Source organism: Psychrobacter cibarius, assembly GCF_016107535.1.
GTDB classification, from domain to species: Bacteria; Pseudomonadota; Gammaproteobacteria; order Pseudomonadales; family Moraxellaceae; genus Psychrobacter; species Psychrobacter cibarius.
Genome location: NZ_JABASQ010000002.1, coordinates 197,255 through 221,677, shown reverse-complemented (window position 1 = coordinate 221,677; position 24,423 = coordinate 197,255). Strand labels below are relative to the sequence as shown.

Here is a 24,423-nt window from a genome sequence, read left to right as displayed (position 1 = left end):
GTTTATGACATCATGAAGACAATTCATGTTAAAATGAGCGCTTTTAAATGAGCCGTTAATATTTTTAATGAATAACGGCTTTTTTTAGTGCCATTTTTCTAATTAACAGGTCCGCTCATGTCTGCCGATACCATCGCCCGCACCGCCTTTAAACAAGGCACCAAACCACTTTACGACTACGACAAACATTGGGCAAGCTGTTACGAACCTGCGCCTTATTTGCCAATGAGCCGCAAAGAAATGGACGATTTGGGCTGGGATGCCTGTGATGTCATCATCATTTCAGGCGATGCTTATGTCGATCATCCAAGCTTTGGTATGGCGATTATCGGTCGTCTACTAGAGTCACAAGGGTTTCGTGTGGGTATCATTGCTCAGCCCGATTGGAAGAGCAAAGACGCCTTTATGGAATTGGGCAAACCTGTCTATGCTTACGGCGTGACCGCAGGCAACATGGACAGCATGATCAACCGCTATACCGCCGATCGCAAGATTCGTAGCGATGATGCGTACTCGCCGGGCAACGTGGCAAATAAACGCCCTGACCGCGCCGCTATCGTCTATAGCCAGCGCTGCCGTGAAGCTTATCCTGATGTGCCAATTATCTTAGGCGGTATCGAAGGTAGCTTACGCCGTATCGCTCATTATGATTACTGGTCGGATAAAGTCCGCCGCAGTATTTTGATGGATGCCCGTGCCGATGTTTTATTGTACGGTAATGCTGAGCGCGCCATCGTCGATGTGGTACATGGTCTGTCTAAAGGCTACAGCTTTGAGCAAATGAGTAAATTGCGCGGTACCTCATATCTATTGACGCCAACGCGCCGCCATTGGCAAGACGATATGACTGAAGTTGCTAGTAATGATGTCGATACCGTTGGCCGTGTTGACCCGATTATCAATCCGTATGTGATGACCGAAGACGTGGATCAATGCTCAATCGAGCAAGACAAACCCAGCGATTCACCAGTTGGGCAAGCCATGTCGGGAATGGCTTCACAGTATCCGGGCTTTGTGTCTGAGCCAGTTGCCAATAAAATTCTAAATGCTGAGCAAGTTGACGAAGAAACGCAAGTGGTGCAAATGCGTGGTTTTGACAAGCCAATGACGGCGCGTAAGCATAAAATAAAAATGCCACCACGTGAAAAGACGGTCATTCGTCTGCCTGATTATGAGCACGTCAAATCTGACCCTGTTTTATACGCTCATGCCAGCCGTATCTTACATCTTGAGACCAATCCGGGTAATGCCCGTGCCCTCGTGCAACGTCATAGTAGCGGCGCTGGTAACTCACACACCTCCATCGATGTCTGGCTCAATCCACCACCGATTCCACTCTCGACCGAAGAGATGGATTATGTGTTTGACTTGCCGTACGCACGTTTGCCGCATCCAAGCTATGGCGATGCACGCATCCCTGCTTATGACATGATTAAATTCTCAGTCAATATCATGCGCGGCTGTTTTGGTGGTTGTACGTTTTGCTCGATCACTGAGCACGAAGGACGCATTATCCAAAACCGCTCGGAAGAATCTATCCTACGAGAAGTCGAAGCCATTCGTGATACCGCACCTAACTACACTGGCGTTATCTCTGACCTTGGCGGACCCACGGCCAATATGTATCGTCTGAGCTGTAAAGATGAGACCATTGAAAAGAACTGCCGTAAGCCTTCTTGTGTCTATCCTGACGTCTGCGAAAATTTGATCACCGATCACAGTAATTTGACCAAACTATATCGCAAAGCGCGTGATATCAAAGGCGTGAAAAAGATTCTTATCGCTTCTGGCTTACGTTATGACTTGGCGGTAAAAGATCCAGAATACGTCAAAGAATTGGTCAGTCATCATGTCGGTGGTTATCTAAAAATTGCGCCTGAACATTCAGAAGAAAACGTCTTATCGAAAATGATGAAGCCGGGCATGGGCAGCTATGATAAATTCAAAGCCATGTTTGAGCAGTACAGCCAAGAAGCAGGTAAAGAGCAATATCTGATTCCTTACTTTATCGCCGCGCATCCGGGCACGAAAGATGAGGATATGATGAACCTTGCGCTGTGGCTAAAAAGCCATGGCTACCGCGCTGACCAAGTACAAGCGTTTTATCCTAGCCCGATGGCGACAGCGACCACCATGTATCACACGCATAAAGATCCACTGCATAAGATCAGCCGTGATGAAGGTGACATGGATATCGTCAAATCTGGTAAGCAGCGCAAACTGCATAAAGCGTTCTTGCGCTATCATGATCCAAAAAACTGGGTATTATTGCGTAAAGCGCTACAAGATATGGGTCGTGGTGATTTGATTGGTAAAAATCGTGGCTGCTTAATCCCGCCGTTCAACGCCAGTTTAGAAGGGCGCGATGCGGCACAAGACAGCTACCAATCAGCGCGTAAAAAGAACAGCCGCCTCGGTAATGACTCGGTGAAGCGTAATAATAATTCGTCAACCAATGGCGCATCCGCTAAAGGCGCTGCGAGTCAAAACACGGTCAGCAAAAACACCAAAAAGCGCGTGAGCAAAGGCAATTTCCAAACCCAGCATACGGGTCTGCCACCGCGTAAAACCAAGTAGCTAAAGCTCTGTATATCATTGCTAAATGCAGATGCTTAAATGAGTGACGAACACTTATTTAAGCTCATCAAAAAAGCGTCTATCGGTCAAAAGATCGATAGACGCTTTTTCATTTGAAGCAGCTTATTTTAATAAATTCATAATCAAAGCTTAAATACCGACCAAAACGCGCCAAATGATACGTTACATTAGTCAGTGATTAAGTAACTTAATGAACACGTAACAAACAATTTCTAACATTCTTCAAGCGCTGTTTTCGTTACCATATGCGCTATATGCTTAACGCATTATTAAAAATAAATACATTATGATTTTTATATCTTTGGAGAATGCCATGAACACCCTAACTAAATTTGCTGTTGCCCTACCTACCCTTGCCCTATTAAGTGCTTGTGCAACCACGGCTCCTACTACGCCAAATGCATCAAACACGCCTGCATCAGAAAGCGTCACCGATGCCGCTTATGATCGTATGGCACCAGCACCTTATATCTGTACTGACGACAGCACCATCATGGCTAAACAATCTATCAATAAAAAACAAGTGATGCTCAATGCGACCTTGCCTAAAGTAAAATGGGCTGAGCAACCAATCATCTTAAATGGTGATGTACAAGGTGATACCGCAAGCTACGTTAATGAATCAAATCCAGAAGCTGTCTATGCATGGCACATGAAAGGCGACAAAGGTATTTTTGCTATCAAATGGGCAAACGGTAAAGAATATCAAGTAAACTGCCAAATCTAATTAGCTAGCTATAAACAGTCTGACAGTTCTAAAAACTAGCTACTTATAAAAAACAGTCATCATAGGATGGCTGTTTTTTTTGCGCTTTGATTGAACAATATTGCATTGAATGTCTGTATAAAAACTGATACCAAAACCACAGATTCAGGTTAAGCGTTGATTAGAATGAACGGTTTTCTGCTTTTGTCTAGAGAAGCATCAAGAAACCTGTCAAAATAGCGCTGATAGGATATTGTTTATGATTAATAATACTAAGGATACGTCGATGGCTAAGCGCCTAATAAATATGATGATCATCGCTACTGCCAGCCTGTGGGCACTGGCAGGCTGCGACAACAGTGCTGAAACTGCCGCTCAAGCTTCTGAGCCAGTGGTGGCGACCGCAGACTCATCAACGACAGCCACTAAGACTATCGACTGGTCAGTCATGGCGAGTGGTGAAAAGCCCGCTGACCCTGCCAATTATCAATATCCGTTTGCGCTCGATAGCCAAAATGTGCGCGACTACGCAGAGTATTTCAAGGTAGATAATGCGACGGCTCAGCATAATCTAACGGTAAGCATGGCAAGTAATGAGGCACTATCGAAAGCCTTGGATCAGCTGAGTGAAAGCTATGTCTCGCATGAGCTAACCGATGGCACTGATATGAAGTTAATCATTCATACCACGCCTGATATCGCTGCCAGTAGCTACGATTATGTGTTTTCTGATGACTTTGCTAAAGGGTTGGTATTACCGATTGAGATTAAACCTGATGGTAAGAAAGGTGAGGTTAAGGCGCATGGAGAGGTGGTGGAATAAAACGGGATATACTCAATTCTTTTATTAAAATGAGATAAAAAATGATATTTGGAAATTCTGGCATTTATCATGAAGATGGTACATATAGCAATTTTGCTATCATCATTGAGCATCTAACAGCAGAATTTTATAGTCTTAATTTATGCGTTGATATGGAAATGATTCCACCTCATCTGGCTTACAACATGAAAAGCATGTTTGCGGCTCCTCTTACTAATAGAGATATTTTTGAGATCCAGTCACCTGCATTATTTCATTTAAGTCATAAAGAGTTGATGACTACCTTAGCAAAACAATACTTTTCTGAGTGGAAAGTGGAAGAGCGAATAAGGTTAGGTCTTCAACCAACGTTATACACACTAGCTAAGATCGAAGAATACGAAGAAAGCTTATACGATGACAGCTGTTTTGATTTTGAAAATTTTGTAGATTATCTTTGGGACATAGAGCCACATGAATATGGGGACAAAGGGTGGTATCCGTTTATTATAAATCATAAAGACGAAACCAAACTGGTCATCATTCACATACATCGTAACCCTAAAAATTTAGACAATTATCCTGAAGATTTAAAAGAGTATGAAAGGTTTTTTAATGCCGATCAGTCACCTAAACGACCCAAATATTTTGATGAACACTATTGGTCAGTAAAAGTCATAAAGATGAAAACAGCAGAAATGTTATCGGTACTGGATGAGGCTTATGAGTATTTATTTGGTGGCGATATAGATTGATAAAGCGTGCGCTAGGGTGGCGCACGCTTTTAATTTTAGTGGCTGGTGGGTAAGCGGTAAGGGTTGTTTGAGAGGTCAATTTTTATTTTTTCTCCTAAACTATTTGTACCGCATAATAGTTTTGCCAAGTAGGGCTGATATTGCGTTGCAGCTGGTGCGATATAGATTTTATCCAAATGTAGTTTTACCTCTGGCTCATACTCTACATATAGAAACTTGCCAAAATCCATCTGCACTCTAGAATCATCTAGTGACGTAATATATACCATGCGACATTCCTGCTCTTCTTGAAATGCTGAATGCTTAACTAGATATTTTAGAGGTAAAATTATCATATCCAATAAGCTATCTATTTCATCTAAATCTTCTTTACTTAGGTTGTTTGAAGACCTCTTCTTATCTATAGCACCGTTATAAATACTTTTTAACTCTATAAATGCCTCTCTAAAATCTTCGGTTTTCTTTTCTATATAATTCTCATATTCAAGGCACTCAATTTCGGCTTTAGCGATACTACCTCCTTCCAAATTTTCACGACCAAACTCACGGAAAAATGTTAGGCGGTTGCGTTGAGCTAAATGGATATAGTCAGAGGTAGGATCAATATAAACACATCTCATAACTGATTGCGTTTCTATCCTCTTAACTGAACTATCATTTTTTTCTTTATCCCAACGATCATTTTCATCTTCTATTTTTCTATCAATAGATATATTAGTCATACTAGACTGGGCATCAGTCTCTTTAAAGAACTCTTTGTTAAATACTAAACTAACACCAGAGGCTTCTTTGTTATCTTCTTTTCCATACAATCTAAATTGATTTAAACTATCATGGTTGAAAGTAAAACAGCTGATAAATGCATGCAACTTCTCATCAAAATCAGGCTTATAAAATGATGTCTCTTTGATATCTTGAAGGTAGTTTGTGAGTAATTTTCCTTCACTAGGATCATTAACGTTGTTAATCGTATTTAGACGAAAAGCACTTGGTCTATCTTTATTATCTTCCTTAAAAACTAATTTATTTGTTGTATACGTACTCGTATAGTGCGCCAACTTTCTCTCAGGCGCTTTCTCTTCTGAAATAGAAGAAAAATCTATTTTTAAAATACTTATGATTTTTTCTATTTTTTTAACTAGATCATCACACATCTGTGCTAACTCTTGGTCTTTATGCTTCATCGTTATTTTGCATATACTCTCATAACATTTAGCCCGATATGAATAAGAACCTCCAATTAGTCTAAATAAATTTAGAGCTTTTATATAATTTTCTTGGTAAAAATATTTTTTTGCGAATTCAAAAGAATCCCTTCTTATGTCATCAAAAATAAAAACACTATCTTTTAAAAACTCTAAAATAGTATCGTAAGATTCATCTAAATTACCTAGACCAAAATACTGATCAATAAATACAAAACCCAATGCTTTATAATAAACATCGCCATCATCTTTTTGTATGTTTTTCAGATATTTTACACCCAATTCAAACTTTCCATTTCTAGCCATATGGCTTTCTATTTTAAGTTGAGCATTTATATACTTCTCATCCCCATCTCTCTCACGCGTCACCTTTTGCAACTTCTCAACTTCTTTCCGAGTTTCTTCGTCTAGACCTTCCATGTCATCAGTATTCATACTCTACTCCCCAACCATCGCCAAAAACTCATCCTCGCCCACTACTTTAACGCCCAGCTTCTCCGCTTTTGCCATTTTCGAGCCAGCTTTATCACCTGCCAATAATGCCGTGGTTTTAGCAGAAATACTGCCGGATACTTTTGCGCCTAGTGCTTGCAGCTTGGCTTTGGCTTCATCACGCGCCATGCTATCGAGCGCACCGGTGATGACCCACGTTTGCCCATCGAGTGGTAGACCTTCTGATGCGACTTGTTCAACCTTATCCCAATGGACGCCAGCTTCACGTAGTGCAGTAATGACTTCGATATTGTGTGGTGCGCGGAAGAATTTATAAGCAAGTTCAGCGGTGATCGCGCCCACGTCAGGCGTTTGCAGTAGCTTATCGATATCAGCAGCCATTAGGCTATCAAGGTCACCAAATTGCTGCGCCAAATTCTGCGCCGTCGTCTCACCGACACCGCGAATACCCAGCGCATAGATAAAGCGTGCGAGTGTGGTATGCTTACTGGCTTCGATAGCACTGAGGATGTTCTGTACCGACTTTTCGCCCAGCTTCTCAAGCGTAATCAGCTCGTCTTGATGATTGTGCAATTGATAGATATCAGCGACTGTCTTCACCAAGCCATGCTCAAAAAAGCTAATCAGCCAACTTGCGCCTAAGCCATCGATATCCATTGCCCGACGCGAGACAAAGTGAATGAGCGCCTCGACCTGCTGCGCAGGACAAAATAGCCCACCAGTACAACGTGCTAACGCTTCATCTTTGGGCAACACCACAGGCGAGTCGCATACTGGGCAGGTCGATGGCAACGTAACAGGCTCTGAGTCTGCTGGACGCTGATCTGTCCAAACACGGGTCACTTTAGGAATCACATCGCCTGCACGGTGAACGCTGACCATATCGCCTGCGCGCACATCCAAGCGCTGAATCTCGCCAAAGTTATGCAAGGTGACATTGCTAACCGTGACGCCACCGACTTTCACAGGTTCTAATTTACCAACGGGCGTAATCGCGCCAGTGCGTCCGACTTGCCATTCGATAGCATGCAAGCGTGTCATGACAGTTTCGGCAGGGAATTTATAAGCGGTTGCCCAGCGCGGCTCTCGCGATAAAAACCCAAGCTGCTGCTGCAATGCCAAGCTATTGACCTTGATGACCATGCCATCAATCTCAAACGGCAGCTCGCCGCGTGTCTCCTTTACCGATTCATAATAGGCTTGAGCCTCGCGTGGATTTTGTACCACCTCGACTGCACTGACGGTAAAGCCAATGGTCTTTAGCCATGCAAGCGCTGCTGATTGGGTTTTGATATGCTCAGGCAACCCTTGATTGACTGAATAACAGTAAAATGCGAGCGGACGGCTAGCAGCAATGGCGGGATCTAGCTGACGTAAGCTTCCAGCGGCAGCATTGCGTGGATTGGCAAAAGTTTTGTCGCCCTTTTCTTCAGCAAGGCGATTCAAACGCTCAAAGCCCGCTTTCGGCATCAGCACCTCACCGCGCACTTCCAATAATGGAATATCGCTTGCGGCCGCGAGCCAAAGTGGCAAATTGCGAATGGTTTTGGCATTTTGGGTGATGTCCTCGCCCGTTTGTCCATCGCCACGTGTGACCGCTTGTATAAATTTACCATGAGCATACTTGAGTGATACCGCCAAGCCATCGAGCTTTAACTCCATCTCGTATTCAGGGTTTTTCTGTGCATCATTGAGACGATCATTCACGCGGCGCATAAAGCCATGTAATTCATCATAATCAAAGACGTTGCCAAGCGAGAGCATAGGAATATCATGAGTGACTTGGGTAAAAGCCGATAGCGGCATATCGCCAACTTGGTTAATCGGGCTGTCTGGCTGTACCAAATCTGGATATTGTTCTTCAAGCGCCAATAAAGAGCGGCGTAACTGATCGTATTCGCTGTCCTCTAAAATGGGATTATCAAGCACATAATAGGCATAATTGTGCTGCTTAAGCGCATCGATGAACGTGCGCATCTGGGTGACGATAGCATCATTATTTTTTATAGGATTGGCAGTATTGATGTCTTTATTAATGTCTTCATTAATGTTTTTAGAGGTAAGCGGTGAGATAGGGTCAGTCATAGTCGGCGTCTTTTCTTTGCGATTCAAGATGCCGATATGATAACAAGTTTGTAGGATGCTCGGATATAGTCGTTCCTATATAAATTAGATACTGTGTCAGGCTCGCTCAATCTACTATGTGTAGTACTTTCACTCACCTTCCTTGTATCTAAATTATCTTGAACCGACTCTAGCATTTTGCAGAAACTAAAGCCCATTAAAAAAGGCAAATAACGTCAATCGCTATTTGCCTTTTTTAATACTGCTAATATGAATCAGCTTTTATTAATCAACCTGTATTAATACATTAAAACTAACCTTCATAATCGCGAACTTGATTACGCAATTGCTGCTTGTATTCAGGGGTGATTGGTTCGTTCTCTTCATCAAGCATAATGGCATCCAAATCACTTGCCATCATATAAGCAATGCTCATCATACTATCGAAGCTACGCAGCGCTTGTGGATGCGGCAGCGATAAGAATACTACCACGCCATTATAAGTATTGGTCGCCACGCTATGCGGATCAAAAGGCGCGATACCACTATCGGTGATACCCATCATGCTAAACCATAGCATGCCCGTACCGTCTTTTTGCTCATAACGATGGAACATGTTCATCGCGCCATAGCGCAGACCATACTTATCAATTAATGCCAATAAATCACGACCACGGATAATCGCGGCTGGACGGTCGCGATATTGATGCGGCAAAATAGTGATATTAATGTTGTCTTTGGCATTGATGAGTGGACCGTTTTGCGCTTCATCCACTGGCTCTGATAAATGCTGATCGAGTATCGGACTGTTATTATCGAAGCTTGGCTCGTCTGCGGTATCAATAGAGGGCATCAAGCTGTCAGTTGCCGACATCAAGCTTGAAAACGCATCCTGCTCTTGCTCGATATGCATTTGCTCAGCGACTTCTACAAACTCGCTGTTGTCAGCACGCTGCTGCTCTGCTTGCCAGCGCACATAGTCAGCATCATCTATTGTATCCGTATCCGTATCGCTGTCATTAACATCCGCATGCCCAGCTGTCAGCTGCGTATCAACATCGGTATGAGATTGGGTCAAAGGCTCGTCTTCGACCACCGCATTTAGATAACTGCGATCAGGGGCGATACTTGTTTCGCCAGCGACTGTATCATCCAAGTCTGGCTGATCGACGATATTGCGTTCATGGCGCGGTATGATAGGAATACCGTTTTTATCATAATTGACCGCTACCGCTTCAGCATTGCTGCGGCGCTTAAAGCTACGAATGACCATAAATAGCCCTGCAAGCATGATAAATGCGGCAATGGCAATCAATATAAACTGAATAGCGGTCATAAGAGATACATCCTAATATATGACAAAAGGGAATACATAAGAGGGAATAAATGGCAATAGTCTAGCATGGCTAATGAATATCGTCACCATATAGTCATCGTTTACCGTGAGGCTGACACACTTGCGTGACGTTGTAATATTGGCACATCATTTCTAACTATACCACTGACAACTGCTGCCAGTTATCAATTATTTTTGCTATTTAACGCTGCTCTTAATCGGAAAGGTAACGTGCCGCCTCATCAAGTGAGACACTGACCAAGGTAGAAATCCCTGCGCTTGGCATGGTAACGCCTTTTAACTCATCGGCAATCTGCATCGTCAATTTATTATGGCTGATAAAGATAAACTGCAAATCGTCTGCTAATTCATGAATGAGGCTGGTAAAGCGGGTGACGTTGGCGTCATCAAGTGGTGCATCGACTTCATCCAACACACAAAATGGCGCGGGATGCTGCTTAAATATCGCAAAAATCAAACTCAATGCAGTAAGCGTCTTCTCGCCGCCTGAAAGTACAGCGAGGCGGCTATTACGCTTACCTTTTGGCTGTGCCATCAAGGTTAGCCCTGCCCGCCACTGTTCTGATTTTGGTGCATTAACGGGCATATCATCCGTATTGAGCGTTAAACTGGCTTGCCCGCCACCAAACACTTTGGCAAATAAATTGGCAAGCTCAATATTGACGGCATCGAGCGTCTGCATAAATAGCGTCTTGGTCGTTTCATCAATCGAAGCAATCGCCTCCGTTAACGTCTGCATACTCGCAGCAATATCGGTTGTCTGCTGCGAGAGTGGCTCTAAGCGTTCATTAACCTCTGCCAACTCTGCCACGGCTGCCAAGTTGACTGCGCCAATTTTACTTAGCTGCTGCTCAAGCTTACTATGCTCAGCCTCAAGCTCAGCGATTTTATCTGGGCGCACACGGCGATCATGAGCGATAAAATCTGCTAATAAGTTTGAAACGCTCATCACTTGTTGCTGATGTTGTGGACGCTGCGCTATGTCTGATTGTGCTTTATATTTATGACTCACCTTATAATAAGCATCTAGCGCTTCTTGCGTATGGCTACTAGCATCCTCTAATTTTGCAGCGCTTAGTGCCAGCTCGGTCGAGTGATTGGCAAGCGCATTTTGCTGAGTTTGCAGTGTATTTTGTAAGGTATCTAGCTCAACCTGCTGCTGATTGTATTCTTGCTTGAGCACCGTTAATGCTGTCTCGCGTCCTGTTAATACAGCCTGCTGCTCATCGCGCGCGTTCTGTGCTTTTTGTAATGCAACTTGCAGTGCTGGCAGCATATTTTGCTGCTGCTCATGACGCGTCTTTAAATTTTGCTCGCTTTGTAGCGACTTATCAAATTGCGCATTTGCCCGAGCAAGACTGCTAGTGCTGTGCTCTAGGCGCATCTCACTTTGTTGAATACGAAGTTGCAAGGCTTGCCAAGCGTCATCATCTGCTTGACGGGTACGACTTAGCTCACTGCGCTCCGCTTGTAATTGCTGAGTTGCCGCACGAGCATCGGCGATTTGTGGCGTTAGCGCTGCTATTTTGCTTTGGATATCTTGCTGCTCATGATTGAGCGATTGTTGTTCTTGCACCAGCTCCTGTTGCTCTTGCTCAAGGGCTGCTTTATCAGCATTGAGGCGTTGGCTGTCCGCTTGCAAACGTTCAGCGTTGGCGCGCTGAGTAGTGAGCTGTTGCTGATACTGATGCTTATCGCGGGTTAATTGCTCAGCTTGCGCGCGCGTTTCTTCTAAGCTGACTATCAATGCATCATAGTTACGCTGGTTATTAGCAATCGCCTTTTGCTGGCCTTGTATCTTTGTTTCAAAATTATCGAGCAAATTCTCTAACGCTTGCAGACGGCGGCGCTGCTGTAAACGCTGGGTTAAAAATTGACTGTTGCTGTTATTGCTACCATTTTGTCCATCTTGCGCACCAGCGAATTTGCTTAGATTCATCGTACCCTGACGACTGATAAGCCAGCCGTCAGTCGTTAGTAAAATAGCTGACGATGGCAATACTTTTAAAATCTCAGCAAGCGCTTCTAACGTTTGCTTATTATCTGTCTCAGGCTGTGCAATATATAAATAGCACTGCTGCCAAAGCGCTAAGTTCGGTGCGCTAATCAGCTGTGATAAAGGCAGTACTTTATCAATCAAACTCTCAGGCAACTCGCTAACCAGTAGCTTTGCATTTATCTCATTTTTCTTAGCGCATAGCCACAAGCTATGACCCGCTTCTATTTTAATTGATGACTTGTCCACTGTATTGGTTTGCGCATTTTGATAAACAAATAAATCTTTTAACTCATATTCAAGCACCTGCCATAAGCTATGCGTCTGCTCGGAGTCAGCGCTCACGTTATTAACATTTGGTCGATAAGTTTGGTTAGAAACCAGCACATGGCTATCTAGCCACAATGCCAACACACTATCAAGTAGCTCTGCATGCTGCTGCCCTTTCGCGCTTAACTCAATCTGGTCACGCAAGGTGGTAATGGTCAATTGGCTATAATCGCTAGCTATTTCATTTTCTAAATCGCTTTTAACATCAGCAGTTTTTGCATGAACAAGTGGTTGCGATTTTGGTGTCGGCTTAGGATGCAATATTTGATGAAGAGTATCGTACTCACCTGCCAATACGGCGTGGCGCTTCTCACTCTCGCTCAACTCGCGCTGCTGCGTATGCAATTGCTGTTGTAAATCCTGCGCTTGCGGTTGTAGCTCAGACAAGCGCTCATCGACGCTGTCTTGTTGGCGTTCAATCTGCTGCAATTGTTTGTTTAGCTCAGCAACTTGCGCCGCTAATGTCTGCTGCAAATTATTCGTATCAGAATTATCTTGCAAACCAGCACTTGCAACTGGTGATAGCGACTGTTGGAGTTGCTGCCATAAATGCTGCCAGTTTTGCTGACGACGTTGCCATTTTTCATTATTTTGCTGATAACGTTTTTGTGCTTGGTTATTAATGGCTTGCTGCTGTTCTAGCGAGCGAGCTTCATCCTGCAAGCGTGATAGCTGATTTTGCGCGTCATGGTAGGCGCGCTGCAATGGTTGCTCGTTGCGTTTATGCGCTTCACGTTTATTGGTTAATTCAATAAGCTTCGGACGCAATGCTTCTAGCACAGTCTGCTGCTCGGCTTGCTCAGCCTTTAAGCGATTTATCTCATCGACTGCTTGCTGACGTTGTTGATCCAAGCTGGCTAGTTGCTGCTCAATAGCGGTCAGCTGTGACTTGGCATCACCTAATTGATGCTCTGCTTGTTGATAGCTTAGCTGCTGTTGATAATAGCTACTTTGAGCATCGTCTTTGAGCCACTGCTCTTGATTGATATGCGCAACAAGTTTATCTTGCTTGGCTTTTAGGGTGTCATAGTTGGCTTGTAAAGTTGATACTTCAGTGGCGCTGCGCTCATGCGCTATTTTTTGCTGCTGCTGAGTATGCTTGGCTTGATAGAGCTGCTGAATGGCGAGCTGCTGTTTGATATCAGCTAGTGTTAGCGCTAATTCCTCATAACGCTCAGCACTGGCGGCTTGCTTAGACAGACGCTTTTGTTGGCTGACCAGCTCGCTTTGCATATCATGCAGGCGTGCTAAATTATCTTTAGTTTTCTCGAGCTTCTTTTGCGTTTCTTCACGTCGAGCTTGATAGCGTGACACCCCTGCCGCCTCTTCGATAAATTCACGCAGCTGCATGGGGCTAGACTCAACGATACGCCCAATCATGCCTTGTTCAATCACCGCATAGCTACGTGCGCCAAGTCCCGTACCCAAAAACACGTCGACCACATCACGGCGACGACAACGCGTACCGTTGATAAAATAATCCGAGCGCCCTTCTTTATTTACCTGACGACGAACGGACAGCTCTTGATACAGATTAAATTCATGGCGAATACCGTTTTGCTCATCTTGCGTATGCTCAAAGGTTAGCTCAACGCTAGCGACACTTTTGGCGGCTTTATCTTGCGTACCCGCAAAGATAACATCACTCATCGCCCCGCCACGCAGCTGCTTGGCAGAGGTCTCGCCCAGCACCCAGCGAATGGCATCAATGACGTTAGATTTGCCACAGCCGTTCGGCCCGACAATGGCAGTGATACCATGACGAAAGGTAAAAGTCGTTGGATTGGCAAAGGATTTAAAGCCTGCCAGCTTGAGAGATTTTAGGCGCATGAAGGATCAGTAAATATGGCGAAAACAGGCGGCTATTCTACCTGAAATTGTGACGGATTTTTAGGGTTTGTGACAGATGCTATAATAGGGCTGAGAATCTGCATAATTAATCTAAAAAATAAAAATTAAGGCTATGACAATGACTAAAGACAATTTTGATAAATACGATCCGCAAGAACTACAGCAAAAATATGAAGAATGGTGCAAACTGCATCGTCAACAGCTTGAGGCGCAGCAGCAGTTCTTAAAAGCTGAAGCCTTGCAAAATGAGTTGAAAGATTACTATCTTAACCCGCAATGGATGGCAGATCGTGAAGCGGATCTGCCAATTGAACATTCAGGTGATGAATACTCTATCTTTAGTGAAGATGCGCTGTGGAGTATGCTCAGCGACCATGATGAGCTAGCAAGAAAATGGATGCGTTTGGGGCTGGATGCGATTGATAAGAAGTAGACAGCTATTTTATCTAAAGTCGTAATGAGCTTTAGAATTAGAGTCATAAGTGCATAAACGATTTTGAGTGAAGGCTTTGATTGAAACCCTTCAATAGTTTTCGCTCGACTTGGCAAATCTCATTTTCATTCAAATAATGATTATTAAACTCAATCAGTGACCGCCAAGAGATACTCGCAACTTCTAAATGGGCAACTACTTCCAATAACTCAGGCTGTAATAAGTGTTGGTATTTTTCTGGCTTGCTCTGACACATAGCTATTTCTTGATTAATTAGGCTTTGCTTATCCTCTTCTATAATACTGCCGCCGATAAACAGTAGTAAAAACTTTGCACCTTTATCAATGAAGCCTATTTCTAATAAATACTTGTACATTAAGCAGTACTTTAATATTTGGTCAGCGTTTTTCTTGCCATTAAGCTTTAATTCATTGGCAATCAATATATTTGCCTCATGGTTATAAGATAAATTGTCCATGAACATAGCTTTTAGTTCGGTACTAAATTCAAAGATGCCGCTATTGCCGTGTGTTGACCACGAACCACATTGTTCAAATTTAATGAATTGCCCATAAAATAGGTTTAGATAAATGTCACTACATAAACTCAGAAAAATATCGAACTCTTTATTTAGATAATCCTCAGAAAAGAACTTTACGCGGCGGACCGCTTCCCTAGCATTGCAGATTCCTATCGTTTGAGTTGAATAAGTTTCTAATTGCTCAGACTCACTCATTTTTTGATTCAAGTTTTTACTAACAGCTTGCTCGATTTCTTGTAAGCTCTTATCTTTCAGCTCTGGAACCGTTGCCCATTCAATAATCTGTCTTACATATTGCTTTTTGCTAATACCGAGAACACGCTGCGGCTCCCATACTAAAAACTCTACCATATTGGATAAACCAGTCGTCCATGGTATCTGGTCTTTTAAATGACTGATTGAACCAAAAACACGGCGATACTTTTCTGCTGCTTTCATTCTATTAGTATTCCCAAAGTACAGCTCTAATTCTTATTAAAAGAATAGACACTTAAATCACCCCAATCCCACTTAACAACAACTGCCCGCCTGCGACCAATAACAACACCCCAAAGGCGCGCTTAAGCGTTAGCGCAGGCAATTGGTGCGCAAGCTTGGCACCGACTTTTGCCATCGCAAAGCTAGCGACAGAAATACATAAAAAACCCGTGATATGCACAAAACCTATCGTGCCCTCAGGCAGATTGACCACATCTTGCCCGAACCATGCAAACCCTGCTGCGCCTGCCAATGCAATCGGCAATCCACAAGCGGCAGACGTGCCGACCGACTGCTTCATCGGTAACCCTGCCCAATTCAAAAACGGCACGGTTAAGCTGCCACCGCCAATACCAAAAATAGACGACGCCATGCCAATCCCTGTACCCGCGCCGAACTGTACGCCAGTTGACGGTAGCGGTTTACCCAGCTGCTCTTTATTGGACAAAAACAGCATTTTTAAAGCAACCAATAACGCGCCGACACCGATGATGGCTTGCAATACTTTTCCATCAATCATATCAGCGATACCTGCTCCCACCAAACTACCGATGACCAAGCCGAGTGCCATTTTGCGCCACACTTCCCAACGCACGCCGCCGCGCTTATTGTGCGCAGTCATTGAGCTGATCGAGGTCACAACGATGGTCGCCAGTGACGTACCAATCGCCAAATGGGTCACCACTTCTGGTGAAAAATCATAAGCGGTAAAAATCCATACCAATGCTGGTACGATAATCATGCCGCCGCCAACGCCAAATAAACCGGCACTGACACCCGCAAACGCGCCTGCAATCACAAACCACACATATAACATCATCGAATCAGCCTTTTATCACACTTATTTTTATAAAAATTCTTTAGTTTTATAATCACTTACCTATCGCATTTGCTAAATCATAATCCGACCTTTATGCTGTTTATTTGATACTGTCTAATCGTGACAATCTCATGACAATCTCATGACAATCGCCCAGTATAACAAAGATTATCCACGCTATATTAACCACATCGACGAAACTTATGCCGCCATTTTCCAATTTTTCTGACGACTCATTAGAGCTTCATCATTTACCACAGCTGAACCATCGCCACCTTGTCAGCAGTGCCTCTACCAATAGCGAGCTGATAACAGATGTACAACATGGCACGTTAAATGCTGCGCAGATGCATCTACTGACCGCTGAAACCCAAAGCGCTGGACGTGGGCAGCACGGGCGCTCGTGGCAATCACCGCGCGGCAATGTCTATCTGTCGTTATATCATCCTGTTCATCTGCCGATTAGCGGTTTACTGTCGCTGATTATCGGCGTTGAACTGGCAAAAATGCCCGTTATTCAAATATTAAATGAGCAATTACGCGCGCAAGGATTGACGCCCATCGGCGTGAAGTGGGCAAACGATTTGGGCTTTTATCAACCACCATCTGACTCAGTGTCAAATGAGCCTAAACTGGCAGCACAGACCCTACCCTTTAATAAACTTGCGGGAATTTTAATAGAACCTGTTACCCAAACGGGCAAATTGGTCGGCGTGGTGATGGGCGTAGGACTTAATGTACAGGCAACGCCCAAACTCACTGCAAAGACCTGCGAAGGCATGAGTTATCAGGCGATTAGCCTACAGGATATTTATGAGAGGCTAAAACCAGAGACAGATATTGTGAGCCTACCAAGCCTAAAAATGCTTTACCAACAAATGAGTAAAGCCCTGCTAGCCGCGATGACACGCTTTGAGCACCTAGGATTAGAGAAGCCCACTGGCCAAAGCTATAATTTGGACAGCTTTTTAAAACAGTTTGAATCGATGGATGCACTGGCAGGATTACGCTTGCACGTTACTCAAGAGCATAACGGTAAAACAGATAGCATCACAGGTTATGCTTGTGGTCTTGATACACATGGATGTTTGCAATTGCGTCAAGATAGCGGTAAGATTTCTGCGCTTTTTACCGGACGCATCGACGTTATTGATAAGGCTTAAATCAAAGACCCAATGGGCACGATATAAAGGGATTTTTATGCTCTGGTTAGATCTTGGCAACACCCGCCTAAAATACTGGCTCACCGATGATATCGGACAAATAGTCGCGCATGATGCCAAGCAACATTTGCAAGCGCCTGCCGAACTACTGATGGGTTTGACCGATCGCTTCGAGCGTTATGCGCCTGATTTCATTGGTATCTCATCGGTGCTGGGCGACGATTTGAATGTTAAAGTGTCAGAGACGTTAGGTCGTCTGAATATTCCGTTTGAGTTTGTCCATGTCGATGCCGCGCATGCTTTGATGAAGAGTGCTTATAATGACGAACAGCTTGGCTGTGATCGTTGGCTACAGATGCTGGGCGCCGTGGATAAGAAAAAACGTCAATGCGTGATTGGCTGCGGTACTGCGGTGACCATTGACTTGATTGATCATGCTGAGCATTTGGGCGGTTATATTTTCCCCAGTATTTATCTGCAACGTGAATCACTATTTTCAGGCACTAAGCAAATCACCATATCCAATGGCACCTTTGATAGTGTGGGTCAAGGCATGACCACACAAGATGCGGTACATCGCGGCATACTATTATCAATCGTCGGTGCCATCAATGAGATTAGCCATCGCCATCCCAACTTTGAAGTTATCATGACGGGTGGTGATGCAGCGATTATCTCGCAGCACGTTAACCGTCCAGTACGCTTGCGTGATGATTTATTGTTGAACGGTCTGGCACGATATTTTGATCATACCAAACAGTCATAATCATTTTATGAAATAAAATGATTAATAAAAAAGCAGTACGTTTTAGTCGCCCTGCTTTTTTTGACTTAAATACGATGGTTATGGTGCTGTAAATACAATCGGTACATTAACATCTCCCACTACTGCTTGCCCTTTTATCAAAAAAGGCTTAAGTCGAGCTTTGTACAGTTCCCTAATAGTCATTTTATCTATACTTTCCACACCGCTACTCTCAATCACTTTTATATTTTTAATACTGCCTTGCTTATCAACGCGTAATGACAAAACTATTTTTAAATCCGTTCTATCACAAGGCTTGATAGCAGCCCCATTTTCATCATAGGAACAATGAATTAAATATCTACCTATGGGGTTATGACGAATAGCACGATCGAATCTTGGCGGTGTTAGCCAGCTAGCGTCTTGAGTAGAGAGCTGAATAACAGGTTCAGGACTAGATAAATCAACCAGCTCTGCTTGTGCAGGCGTGACACTCGCTGTCATCGTAAATAATGCAAACAAAGTGACTAACACACCATAGATTCCGACAGGTTTTATATTAGTGAAAAAGGTAGAAGCTGTATTAAAAGATAACTTGGTATGTAATTTACGAATCATGATAAAAGTCTTTTATTTCAGTCATTAAGAAGTGCCACGCTATGAGACATATAACGTAGCACATTTTTAAAACTTAAGACAAAACTATTCGATAAAAGTTAACTTTTAAATCATTATTATGCTTTATTTGGTCTCGTTAAACAGCTCACGACCGACCAGCATACGGCGGATTTCACTGGTTCCTGCGCCAATTTCATATAGTTTAGCATCGCGCCAGTAGCGACCAAGTGGATACTCGTTGGTGTAGCCGTTACCGCCAAATATTTGAATGCCCTCGCCTGCCATCCAAGTGGCTTTTTCGGCACACCATAGAATTACACTGGCACAGTCTTTACGCACTTCTCGACTATGACCAGCACCGCGCGCGTCCAACATATCGAGATTTTTTCCGACAGTGTACAAGAAGCTGCGACCTGCTTGCAATATCGTATACATGTCTGCGACTTTACCTTGGATAAGCTGAAACTCACCGATGGCTTGACCAAACTGCTTACGATCATGAATATAAGGCACGACATTGTCCATCACGGCTTGCATGATACCAATAGGACCCGCAGCCAATACGGCACGCTCGTAATCCAGCCCGCTCATCAATACCTTAACGCCTTCATTGAGACCGCCCAAAATATTTTCGCTTGGTACGGTCACATTGTTAAAGGTCATCTCACCCGTATGACTACCACGCATGCCAAGCTTATCGAGCTTTTGTGCCGTGCCAAAACCTTCCATACCTTTTTCAACAATAAAAGCGGTCATGCCTTTAGCGCCAAGCTCTGGATTAGTCTTAGCATAAACCACCATCACGTCAGCATCAGGGCCATTGGTGATCCACATTTTGCTACCGTTTAACACATAGCTGCCGTCTTTCTCTTCGGCTCTGAGCTTCATGCTAACGACGTCTGAGCCAGCACCAGTCTCACTCATTGCCAGTGCACCGATGAACTCACCGCTAACCAGCTTTGGCAAATACTTTTGTTTTTGTGCCTCAGAGCCATTACGTTTTATTTGGTTGATACATAGATTTGAGTGCGCACCATAGCTCAGTGCTACAGAAGCAGACGCACGGCTAATCTCTTCCATCGCGACCATATGTGCGACGTAGCCCATGTTAGAGCCGCCGTACTCTTCAGGAACGGTGATGCCATGTAGACCGATATCACCCATCTTTTGCCATAGATCCATTGGGAATTCATCGCTGCTATCAATCTCGGCAGCACGTGGGGCGATTTCATTGGTTGCAAACTGCTGTACCATATCGCGTAATGCATCAATATCTTCGCCAAGCTGAAAATTCAATCCAGGTAAACTCATAACTATTCCTTGTGTTTTGATTTTTTTAAATTTCGGATTTTAATCTGTTTTTGAAAGCCGCTATATTTCTAATGCCATTTTTGAGGTCATAGTCAATTCACTATACTAATTAAGACTGACGTTTATTAATGGCGTTTATTGATTAAGGCACGTGCCACGTTTGAACCATTCGGACGCTTTAAGAACGCACTGATACGTTCGCCTGCCACGACCAATTTATCCAAATCGATACCTGTGCTGATACCCATACCGTGTAGCATATACACCACATCTTCGGTTGCCACGTTACCTGTTGCGCCTTTGGCATAAGGACAGCCGCCCAGTCCAGCCACCGAGGTATCAAATTCGCTGACACCTATTTGTAATGCGGCTAGCGTATTGCTCAATGCTTGACCATAAGTATCGTGAAAATGACCCGATAGCATAGAGATATCAGCATATTCTAAAGCGGCTTGTAAGGCGCGCTGTACCTTGAGCGGTGTACCAACACCAATGGTATCGGCAATGCCAATCTGCTCAGCACCAATCTCAACCAATCGTTTGGTGACGTACGCTACTTGGCTTGGGTCAATGTCGCCTTCATAAGGACAGCCAACCGTACAAGAGATAACGCCTCGTACTTTGATGCCTTGCGCTTTTGCAGCCGCAGCTACTGGCGCAAAACGCTCGATACTCTCATCAATACTACAATTGATATTTTTTTGACTAAAGGTTTCACTTGCTGAACCAAAAATAACGATTTCATCAGGACGATGAATGATGGCGTTTTCAAAGCCGCGCATATTAGGTACCAGTACCGAGTAGCAAATATCTGTCTGCCGTGTCGGCGCTAGCGCATCAAGTAGCGCGCTATTATCGCCCATTTGTGGCACCCACTTTGGCGAGACAAAACTGGTTGCTTCTAGCTTTTTGACACCGGCTGCAATCAAATCATTGATAAGCGCTTGCTTAACCTCAGTCGGCACCGTCGTTGACTCGTTTTGTAGTCCATCACGCGGACTGACATCAACGATTCTGACGTGACTTGGATATGAATGATTTAGATACGAATGGCTCATGCTTGTCGTCCTTTTTATTACTTACCTATTATTAAGCTATGTCAGCTATTCGCTCTCAGTATTTTCGCCAGCATCAATGCGTAATAACTCGTCACCATCAGCGACCAAATCACCGGCTGCAAATAGCAATTCTGCCACCACGCCATCCGTCGGCGCAGTAATAGTGTGCTCAATTTTCATCGCTTCGATGACTGCTAATGGCTCACCTTTTTTCACGGTATCGCCAACCGCTACTTTAAAGGCAACAACCTGTCCTGGCATCGGTGATTTTAAGCTACCGACCGCTGCAGACTCCTCGCCTACATGCGCCATGATATCAACAAGCGTAATCTCGTCACGGCCACTGTCTGTGAACACATAAACCGTCTCATTAAGCACCCAGCTTTGCGCGCTAGTACGTGCACCATCTAACCATAACGTATGATTGTGCTCGTCGCTACTGGCATAGCTCACTTGACCTTCATAAACCGTTTCGGTCTGAGCAGCGACATTGATATTGCTAACATCCTGCGTATTAGCGACTTCTTTTTCAAAAACGAGCGTAAAGCTACTGAGGTTATCGCTGCCTTTTTTACTATCAGAACAATTTGAATTGTGCCAGTTATTCATGCGGGCAGTATAAGCATTCTCATCATAAACCAAGCTAAATGAGCGAGTATAATCGTTATAAGCACGGAAGCCAGTAGGTTTGCTAAATGGATCAATATCTGACTCTTGCGTCGCCATCTCGCTCGCAAGCTGACGAGTAATGGCGGTCACAACCAGCGTCGATAATGCCAAAGGCTGCTGATTAAAAATTGCATCACGCTCGTGCTCAATCAATGCCGTATCAAGATTGGCTTTGCTAAAAGATTCTGTATTTAAGATATAACGTAAAAATGCCGCGTTATTCGGCAAACCCACGATACGGGTTTGTGCCAGAGCCCGATCAAGCTTGGCTAATGCCTGCTCTCGCGTTGGTGCATGGACGATGAGCTTGGCAATCATAGAGTCATAGAACGGACTAATCACATCGCCTTCGCGCACGCCATCATCGATACGCACACCAGTACCGTCTTTATCAATTACAAAGGTGCTGTGTTCAGGTTTCTGATACGTAAATAACGTACCTGTCGCTGGTAAGAAGCTATTATCAGGGTTTTCGGCACAGATGCGCGCCTCAATTGCATGACCATTGATAGTTAGATCGGCTTGGGTTTTTGGCAATGGCTGACCTGCCGCGACTAAAAGCTGCCACTCGACCAAATCGACACCGGTAATCGCTTCACTGACTGGATGCTCAACTTGCAAGCGCGTGTTCATTTCCATGAAATAAAAATTCATAGCGTCTTCACGCTGCTCAACGATGAACTCGACCGTGCCTGCGCCAACATAATCGACCGCACGAGCCGCTTCGATGGCAGCGGTGCCCATAGCTTCACGCATCGCAATATCAACACCCGGTGCAGGCGCTTCTTCTAATACTTTTTGGTGGCGACGCTGTACGGAGCAATCACGCTCAAACAAATGCACATAGTTACCATGCGTATCACCAAATACTTGGATTTCGATATGCCGCGGTTTTAAGGCGTATTTTTCAACCAACACTTTATCATCACCAAAGCTGGTAATGGCTTCACGGCGACATGAGTCTAATAAATCCACAAAGTCGCGGCTTTGCTCTACGATACGCATGCCTTTACCACCGCCACCTGCACTGGCTTTGATCAAGACAGGATAGCCAATATTATCTGCTTGCTGCTGCAAAAATTCTGCGTCTTGATTGTCACCATGATAGCCCGGTATCAGTGGCACGCCCGCTATCTCCATCAGCCGCTTGGATTCAGACTTACCACCCATGGCACGGATAGCGTCGGCTGAAGGGCCGATAAATATCAGTCCTGCATCCTGACAGGCTTGCGCAAAGTCAGCATTTTCGCTTAAAAATCCATAACCTGGATGAATCGCTTGTGCGCCAGTCTCAAGCGCTATCGCGATAATCGCATTACCTTTTAGATAGCTGTCTTTCGGCGCTGAGCCACCCAAGTAGATGGCTTCATCACAGACAGCCACATGCTTGGCCTCACGATCCGCATCAGAATAGACAGCAACGGTACTGACGCCAAGATGCTTGGCAGTCGCAGCCACTCGGCAAGCAATTTCACCACGGTTGGCAATTAGAATTTTAGAAAACATAACTATCCCTGTGTGTTATCGTTTTTATTTGAGGTCTTGTCTACTTACTCATTTATCTCTCGTGCACTATTAATCTGCCGTTAACCAATTGGGCTTACGTTTTTGCAAAAAGGCTTGCACGCCCTCTTTACCTTGCTCTGATGAGCGGATATCAGCGATGCCTTTTACCGTATCAGCAATCAGCTCATCAGTGATGGGCGCACCAGCGACATCGTGTAGTAGCTGCTTGCAAGTTTTGACTGCATCAGGGCTATTTTTGACGATTTTGCTACAGAATGCAGCTACTTCATCAGCCAGCCACTCTTCGCTAACCCGCTCATGGATAAAGCCAAGCTGCCGTGCCTTTTTGGCATCAAATACTTCAGCACTTAAGAAGTAGCGCTGTGATGCTCTAGCACCCAGTGCTCTGATGACATAAGGGCTGATAGTCGCAGGGGCTAAGCCCAAACGCACTTCACTTAGGCAGAAGTTAGCAATTTTGACAGCGATGGCCACATCGCAAACAGCCACTAAACCCATGCCACCTGCATAAACATCACCTTGAATAGCCGCAACTGTTGGCTTCGGACACTCGTAAATAGTTTTAAGCATTTGCGCTAATTTGTCCGCGTCTGCTAGATTTTCTTCATAGCTATAATCTGCCATGGCACGCATCCAATTCAAATCGGCACCTGCGCAGAATGCCTTGCCAGCAGCTGCTAGCACAATGACACGTACCTCATCATCAGCACCAAGCGTATTAAATGCATCGGTTAGCTCGGCTATCATTTCATCGTTAAAAGCATTACGTATCTCAGGGCGGTTTAAGGTTACCGTCGCCACATTCTGCTCAACACTGACCAACAGACTTTTATAATTATTAGTATTTTTTAATTTCGTTTCTTTCATAGCTTTCTCTGTGTTCCTGTTTGTAAATATTTAGCCCAACGTTTGGGCCATCCATAATAACGCCCATATAAGAAAGT

18 protein-coding genes are annotated in these 24,423 nt (G+C 44.3%); 7 read left to right on the top strand and 11 right to left on the bottom strand.

Going from position 1 to position 24,423, the window contains the following annotated elements:
• The first annotated feature begins 117 nt into the window (after window positions 1–117).
• The 4 genes from JFC08_RS02880 (at window position 118) to JFC08_RS02865 (ending at window position 4,861) form a co-directional block, all read left to right on the top strand.
• Window positions 118–2,577, top strand: coding sequence for a YgiQ family radical SAM protein (locus JFC08_RS02880; RefSeq protein ID WP_198329640.1), 2,460 nt, complete (start codon window positions 118–120; stop codon window positions 2,575–2,577).
• A 334-nt stretch (window positions 2,578–2,911) separates the two neighbouring features.
• On the top strand, window positions 2,912–3,325 hold the full coding sequence (locus JFC08_RS02875; protein WP_198329639.1) for a hypothetical protein: 414 nt from the start codon (window positions 2,912–2,914) through the stop codon (window positions 3,323–3,325).
• A gap of 238 nt (window positions 3,326–3,563) precedes the next feature.
• Window positions 3,564–4,127 carry a hypothetical protein gene (locus JFC08_RS02870; protein ID WP_227697611.1) on the top strand — a complete coding sequence of 188 codons (564 nt, stop codon included), beginning with the start codon at window positions 3,564–3,566 and terminating at the stop codon, window positions 4,125–4,127.
• A 41-nt stretch (window positions 4,128–4,168) separates the two neighbouring features.
• Window positions 4,169–4,861: a hypothetical protein gene (locus tag JFC08_RS02865; RefSeq protein WP_198329638.1), complete on the top strand. Its 693-nt coding sequence runs from the start codon at window positions 4,169–4,171 to the stop codon at window positions 4,859–4,861.
• Between the two features lie 35 nt (window positions 4,862–4,896).
• Here the strand turns inward: JFC08_RS02865 and JFC08_RS02860 are convergent, their stop codons facing one another.
• The 4 genes from JFC08_RS02860 to JFC08_RS02845 all read right to left on the bottom strand — a co-directional run bounded on the left by JFC08_RS02860 (window position 4,897) and on the right by JFC08_RS02845 (window position 14,096).
• Window positions 4,897–6,501, bottom strand: coding sequence for a DUF2971 domain-containing protein (locus JFC08_RS02860; protein ID WP_198329637.1), 1,605 nt, complete (start codon window positions 6,499–6,501; stop codon window positions 4,897–4,899).
• Between the two features lie 3 nt (window positions 6,502–6,504).
• Window positions 6,505–8,604 carry an NAD-dependent DNA ligase LigA gene (gene ligA, locus JFC08_RS02855; RefSeq protein WP_198329636.1) on the bottom strand — a complete coding sequence of 700 codons (2,100 nt, stop codon included), beginning with the start codon at window positions 8,602–8,604 and terminating at the stop codon, window positions 6,505–6,507.
• Between the two features lie 292 nt (window positions 8,605–8,896).
• Window positions 8,897–9,919: a cell division protein ZipA gene (locus JFC08_RS02850; RefSeq protein ID WP_198329635.1), complete on the bottom strand. Its 1,023-nt coding sequence runs from the start codon at window positions 9,917–9,919 to the stop codon at window positions 8,897–8,899.
• 214 nt (window positions 9,920–10,133) lie between these two features.
• Window positions 10,134–14,096, bottom strand: coding sequence for an AAA family ATPase (locus JFC08_RS02845; RefSeq protein ID WP_198329634.1), 3,963 nt, complete (start codon window positions 14,094–14,096; stop codon window positions 10,134–10,136).
• Between the two features lie 139 nt (window positions 14,097–14,235).
• On the opposite strand from JFC08_RS02845, the gene JFC08_RS02840 reads away from it, so the two are divergent.
• Window positions 14,236–14,550 carry a DUF4298 domain-containing protein gene (locus tag JFC08_RS02840; protein WP_198329633.1) on the top strand — a complete coding sequence of 105 codons (315 nt, stop codon included), beginning with the start codon at window positions 14,236–14,238 and terminating at the stop codon, window positions 14,548–14,550.
• A gap of 43 nt (window positions 14,551–14,593) precedes the next feature.
• Here JFC08_RS02840 and JFC08_RS02835 read toward each other — a convergent pair whose 3' ends face one another.
• Both JFC08_RS02835 and JFC08_RS02830 read right to left on the bottom strand, forming a co-directional pair.
• Window positions 14,594–15,529 (bottom strand): hypothetical protein, encoded by a 936-nt coding sequence (locus JFC08_RS02835; RefSeq protein ID WP_198329632.1) that lies wholly within the window; start codon window positions 15,527–15,529, stop codon window positions 14,594–14,596.
• Between the two features lie 52 nt (window positions 15,530–15,581).
• Window positions 15,582–16,385 carry a sulfite exporter TauE/SafE family protein gene (locus tag JFC08_RS02830; RefSeq protein ID WP_176393006.1) on the bottom strand — a complete coding sequence of 268 codons (804 nt, stop codon included), beginning with the start codon at window positions 16,383–16,385 and terminating at the stop codon, window positions 15,582–15,584.
• Between the two features lie 206 nt (window positions 16,386–16,591).
• On the opposite strand from JFC08_RS02830, the gene JFC08_RS02825 reads away from it, so the two are divergent.
• The gene (locus tag JFC08_RS02825; RefSeq protein WP_198329631.1) at window positions 16,592–17,551 is read left to right on the top strand and encodes a biotin--[acetyl-CoA-carboxylase] ligase; all 960 of its coding nucleotides are present in this window, start codon (window positions 16,592–16,594) and stop codon (window positions 17,549–17,551) included.
• 37 nt (window positions 17,552–17,588) lie between these two features.
• A complete protein-coding gene (locus JFC08_RS02820; protein WP_045453617.1) occupies window positions 17,589–18,317 on the top strand; it encodes a pantothenate kinase in 729 nt (242 codons plus the stop codon).
• 78 nt (window positions 18,318–18,395) lie between these two features.
• Here JFC08_RS02820 and JFC08_RS02815 read toward each other — a convergent pair whose 3' ends face one another.
• The 5 genes from JFC08_RS02815 to JFC08_RS02795 form a co-directional block, all read right to left on the bottom strand.
• A complete protein-coding gene (locus tag JFC08_RS02815) occupies window positions 18,396–18,914 on the bottom strand; it encodes an energy transducer TonB (RefSeq protein WP_198329630.1) in 519 nt (172 codons plus the stop codon).
• Window positions 18,915–19,037: 123 nt separating this feature from the next.
• The gene (locus JFC08_RS02810; RefSeq protein ID WP_055123444.1) at window positions 19,038–20,225 is read right to left on the bottom strand and encodes an isovaleryl-CoA dehydrogenase; all 1,188 of its coding nucleotides are present in this window, start codon (window positions 20,223–20,225) and stop codon (window positions 19,038–19,040) included.
• A gap of 125 nt (window positions 20,226–20,350) precedes the next feature.
• On the bottom strand, window positions 20,351–21,283 hold the full coding sequence (locus tag JFC08_RS02805; protein ID WP_198329629.1) for a hydroxymethylglutaryl-CoA lyase: 933 nt from the start codon (window positions 21,281–21,283) through the stop codon (window positions 20,351–20,353).
• A 45-nt stretch (window positions 21,284–21,328) separates the two neighbouring features.
• Window positions 21,329–23,458 (bottom strand): acetyl/propionyl/methylcrotonyl-CoA carboxylase subunit alpha, encoded by a 2,130-nt coding sequence (locus JFC08_RS02800; RefSeq protein WP_198329628.1) that lies wholly within the window; start codon window positions 23,456–23,458, stop codon window positions 21,329–21,331.
• Window positions 23,459–23,527: 69 nt separating this feature from the next.
• Window positions 23,528–24,346: an enoyl-CoA hydratase/isomerase family protein gene (locus JFC08_RS02795; RefSeq protein WP_198329627.1), complete on the bottom strand. Its 819-nt coding sequence runs from the start codon at window positions 24,344–24,346 to the stop codon at window positions 23,528–23,530.
• Between the last annotated feature and the right edge of the window lie 77 nt (window positions 24,347–24,423).

Excerpts from the sequence above, each read along its gene's own strand:
- JFC08_RS02880 (WP_198329640.1), top strand. The coding sequence starts at position 118 with ATGTCTGCCGATACCATCGCCCGCACCGCCTTTAAACAAGGCACCAAA.
- JFC08_RS02875 (WP_198329639.1), top strand. The coding sequence starts at position 2,912 with ATGAACACCCTAACTAAATTTGCTGTTGCCCTACCTACCCTTGCCCTA.
- JFC08_RS02870 (WP_227697611.1), top strand. The coding sequence starts at position 3,564 with ATGATTAATAATACTAAGGATACGTCGATGGCTAAGCGCCTAATAAAT.
- JFC08_RS02865 (WP_198329638.1), top strand. The coding sequence starts at position 4,169 with ATGATATTTGGAAATTCTGGCATTTATCATGAAGATGGTACATATAGC.
- JFC08_RS02860 (WP_198329637.1), bottom strand. The coding sequence starts at position 6,501 with ATGAATACTGATGACATGGAAGGTCTAGACGAAGAAACTCGGAAAGAA.
- ligA (WP_198329636.1), bottom strand. The coding sequence starts at position 8,604 with ATGACTGACCCTATCTCACCGCTTACCTCTAAAAACATTAATGAAGAC.
- JFC08_RS02850 (WP_198329635.1), bottom strand. The coding sequence starts at position 9,919 with ATGACCGCTATTCAGTTTATATTGATTGCCATTGCCGCATTTATCATG.
- JFC08_RS02845 (WP_198329634.1), bottom strand. The coding sequence starts at position 14,096 with ATGCGCCTAAAATCTCTCAAGCTGGCAGGCTTTAAATCCTTTGCCAAT.
- JFC08_RS02840 (WP_198329633.1), top strand. The coding sequence starts at position 14,236 with ATGACTAAAGACAATTTTGATAAATACGATCCGCAAGAACTACAGCAA.
- JFC08_RS02835 (WP_198329632.1), bottom strand. The coding sequence starts at position 15,529 with ATGAAAGCAGCAGAAAAGTATCGCCGTGTTTTTGGTTCAATCAGTCAT.
- JFC08_RS02830 (WP_176393006.1), bottom strand. The coding sequence starts at position 16,385 with ATGTTATATGTGTGGTTTGTGATTGCAGGCGCGTTTGCGGGTGTCAGT.
- JFC08_RS02825 (WP_198329631.1), top strand. The coding sequence starts at position 16,592 with ATGCCGCCATTTTCCAATTTTTCTGACGACTCATTAGAGCTTCATCAT.
- JFC08_RS02820 (WP_045453617.1), top strand. The coding sequence starts at position 17,589 with ATGCTCTGGTTAGATCTTGGCAACACCCGCCTAAAATACTGGCTCACC.
- JFC08_RS02815 (WP_198329630.1), bottom strand. The coding sequence starts at position 18,914 with ATGATTCGTAAATTACATACCAAGTTATCTTTTAATACAGCTTCTACC.
- JFC08_RS02810 (WP_055123444.1), bottom strand. The coding sequence starts at position 20,225 with ATGAGTTTACCTGGATTGAATTTTCAGCTTGGCGAAGATATTGATGCA.
- JFC08_RS02805 (WP_198329629.1), bottom strand. The coding sequence starts at position 21,283 with ATGAGCCATTCGTATCTAAATCATTCATATCCAAGTCACGTCAGAATC.
- JFC08_RS02800 (WP_198329628.1), bottom strand. The coding sequence starts at position 23,458 with ATGTTTTCTAAAATTCTAATTGCCAACCGTGGTGAAATTGCTTGCCGA.
- JFC08_RS02795 (WP_198329627.1), bottom strand. The coding sequence starts at position 24,346 with ATGAAAGAAACGAAATTAAAAAATACTAATAATTATAAAAGTCTGTTG.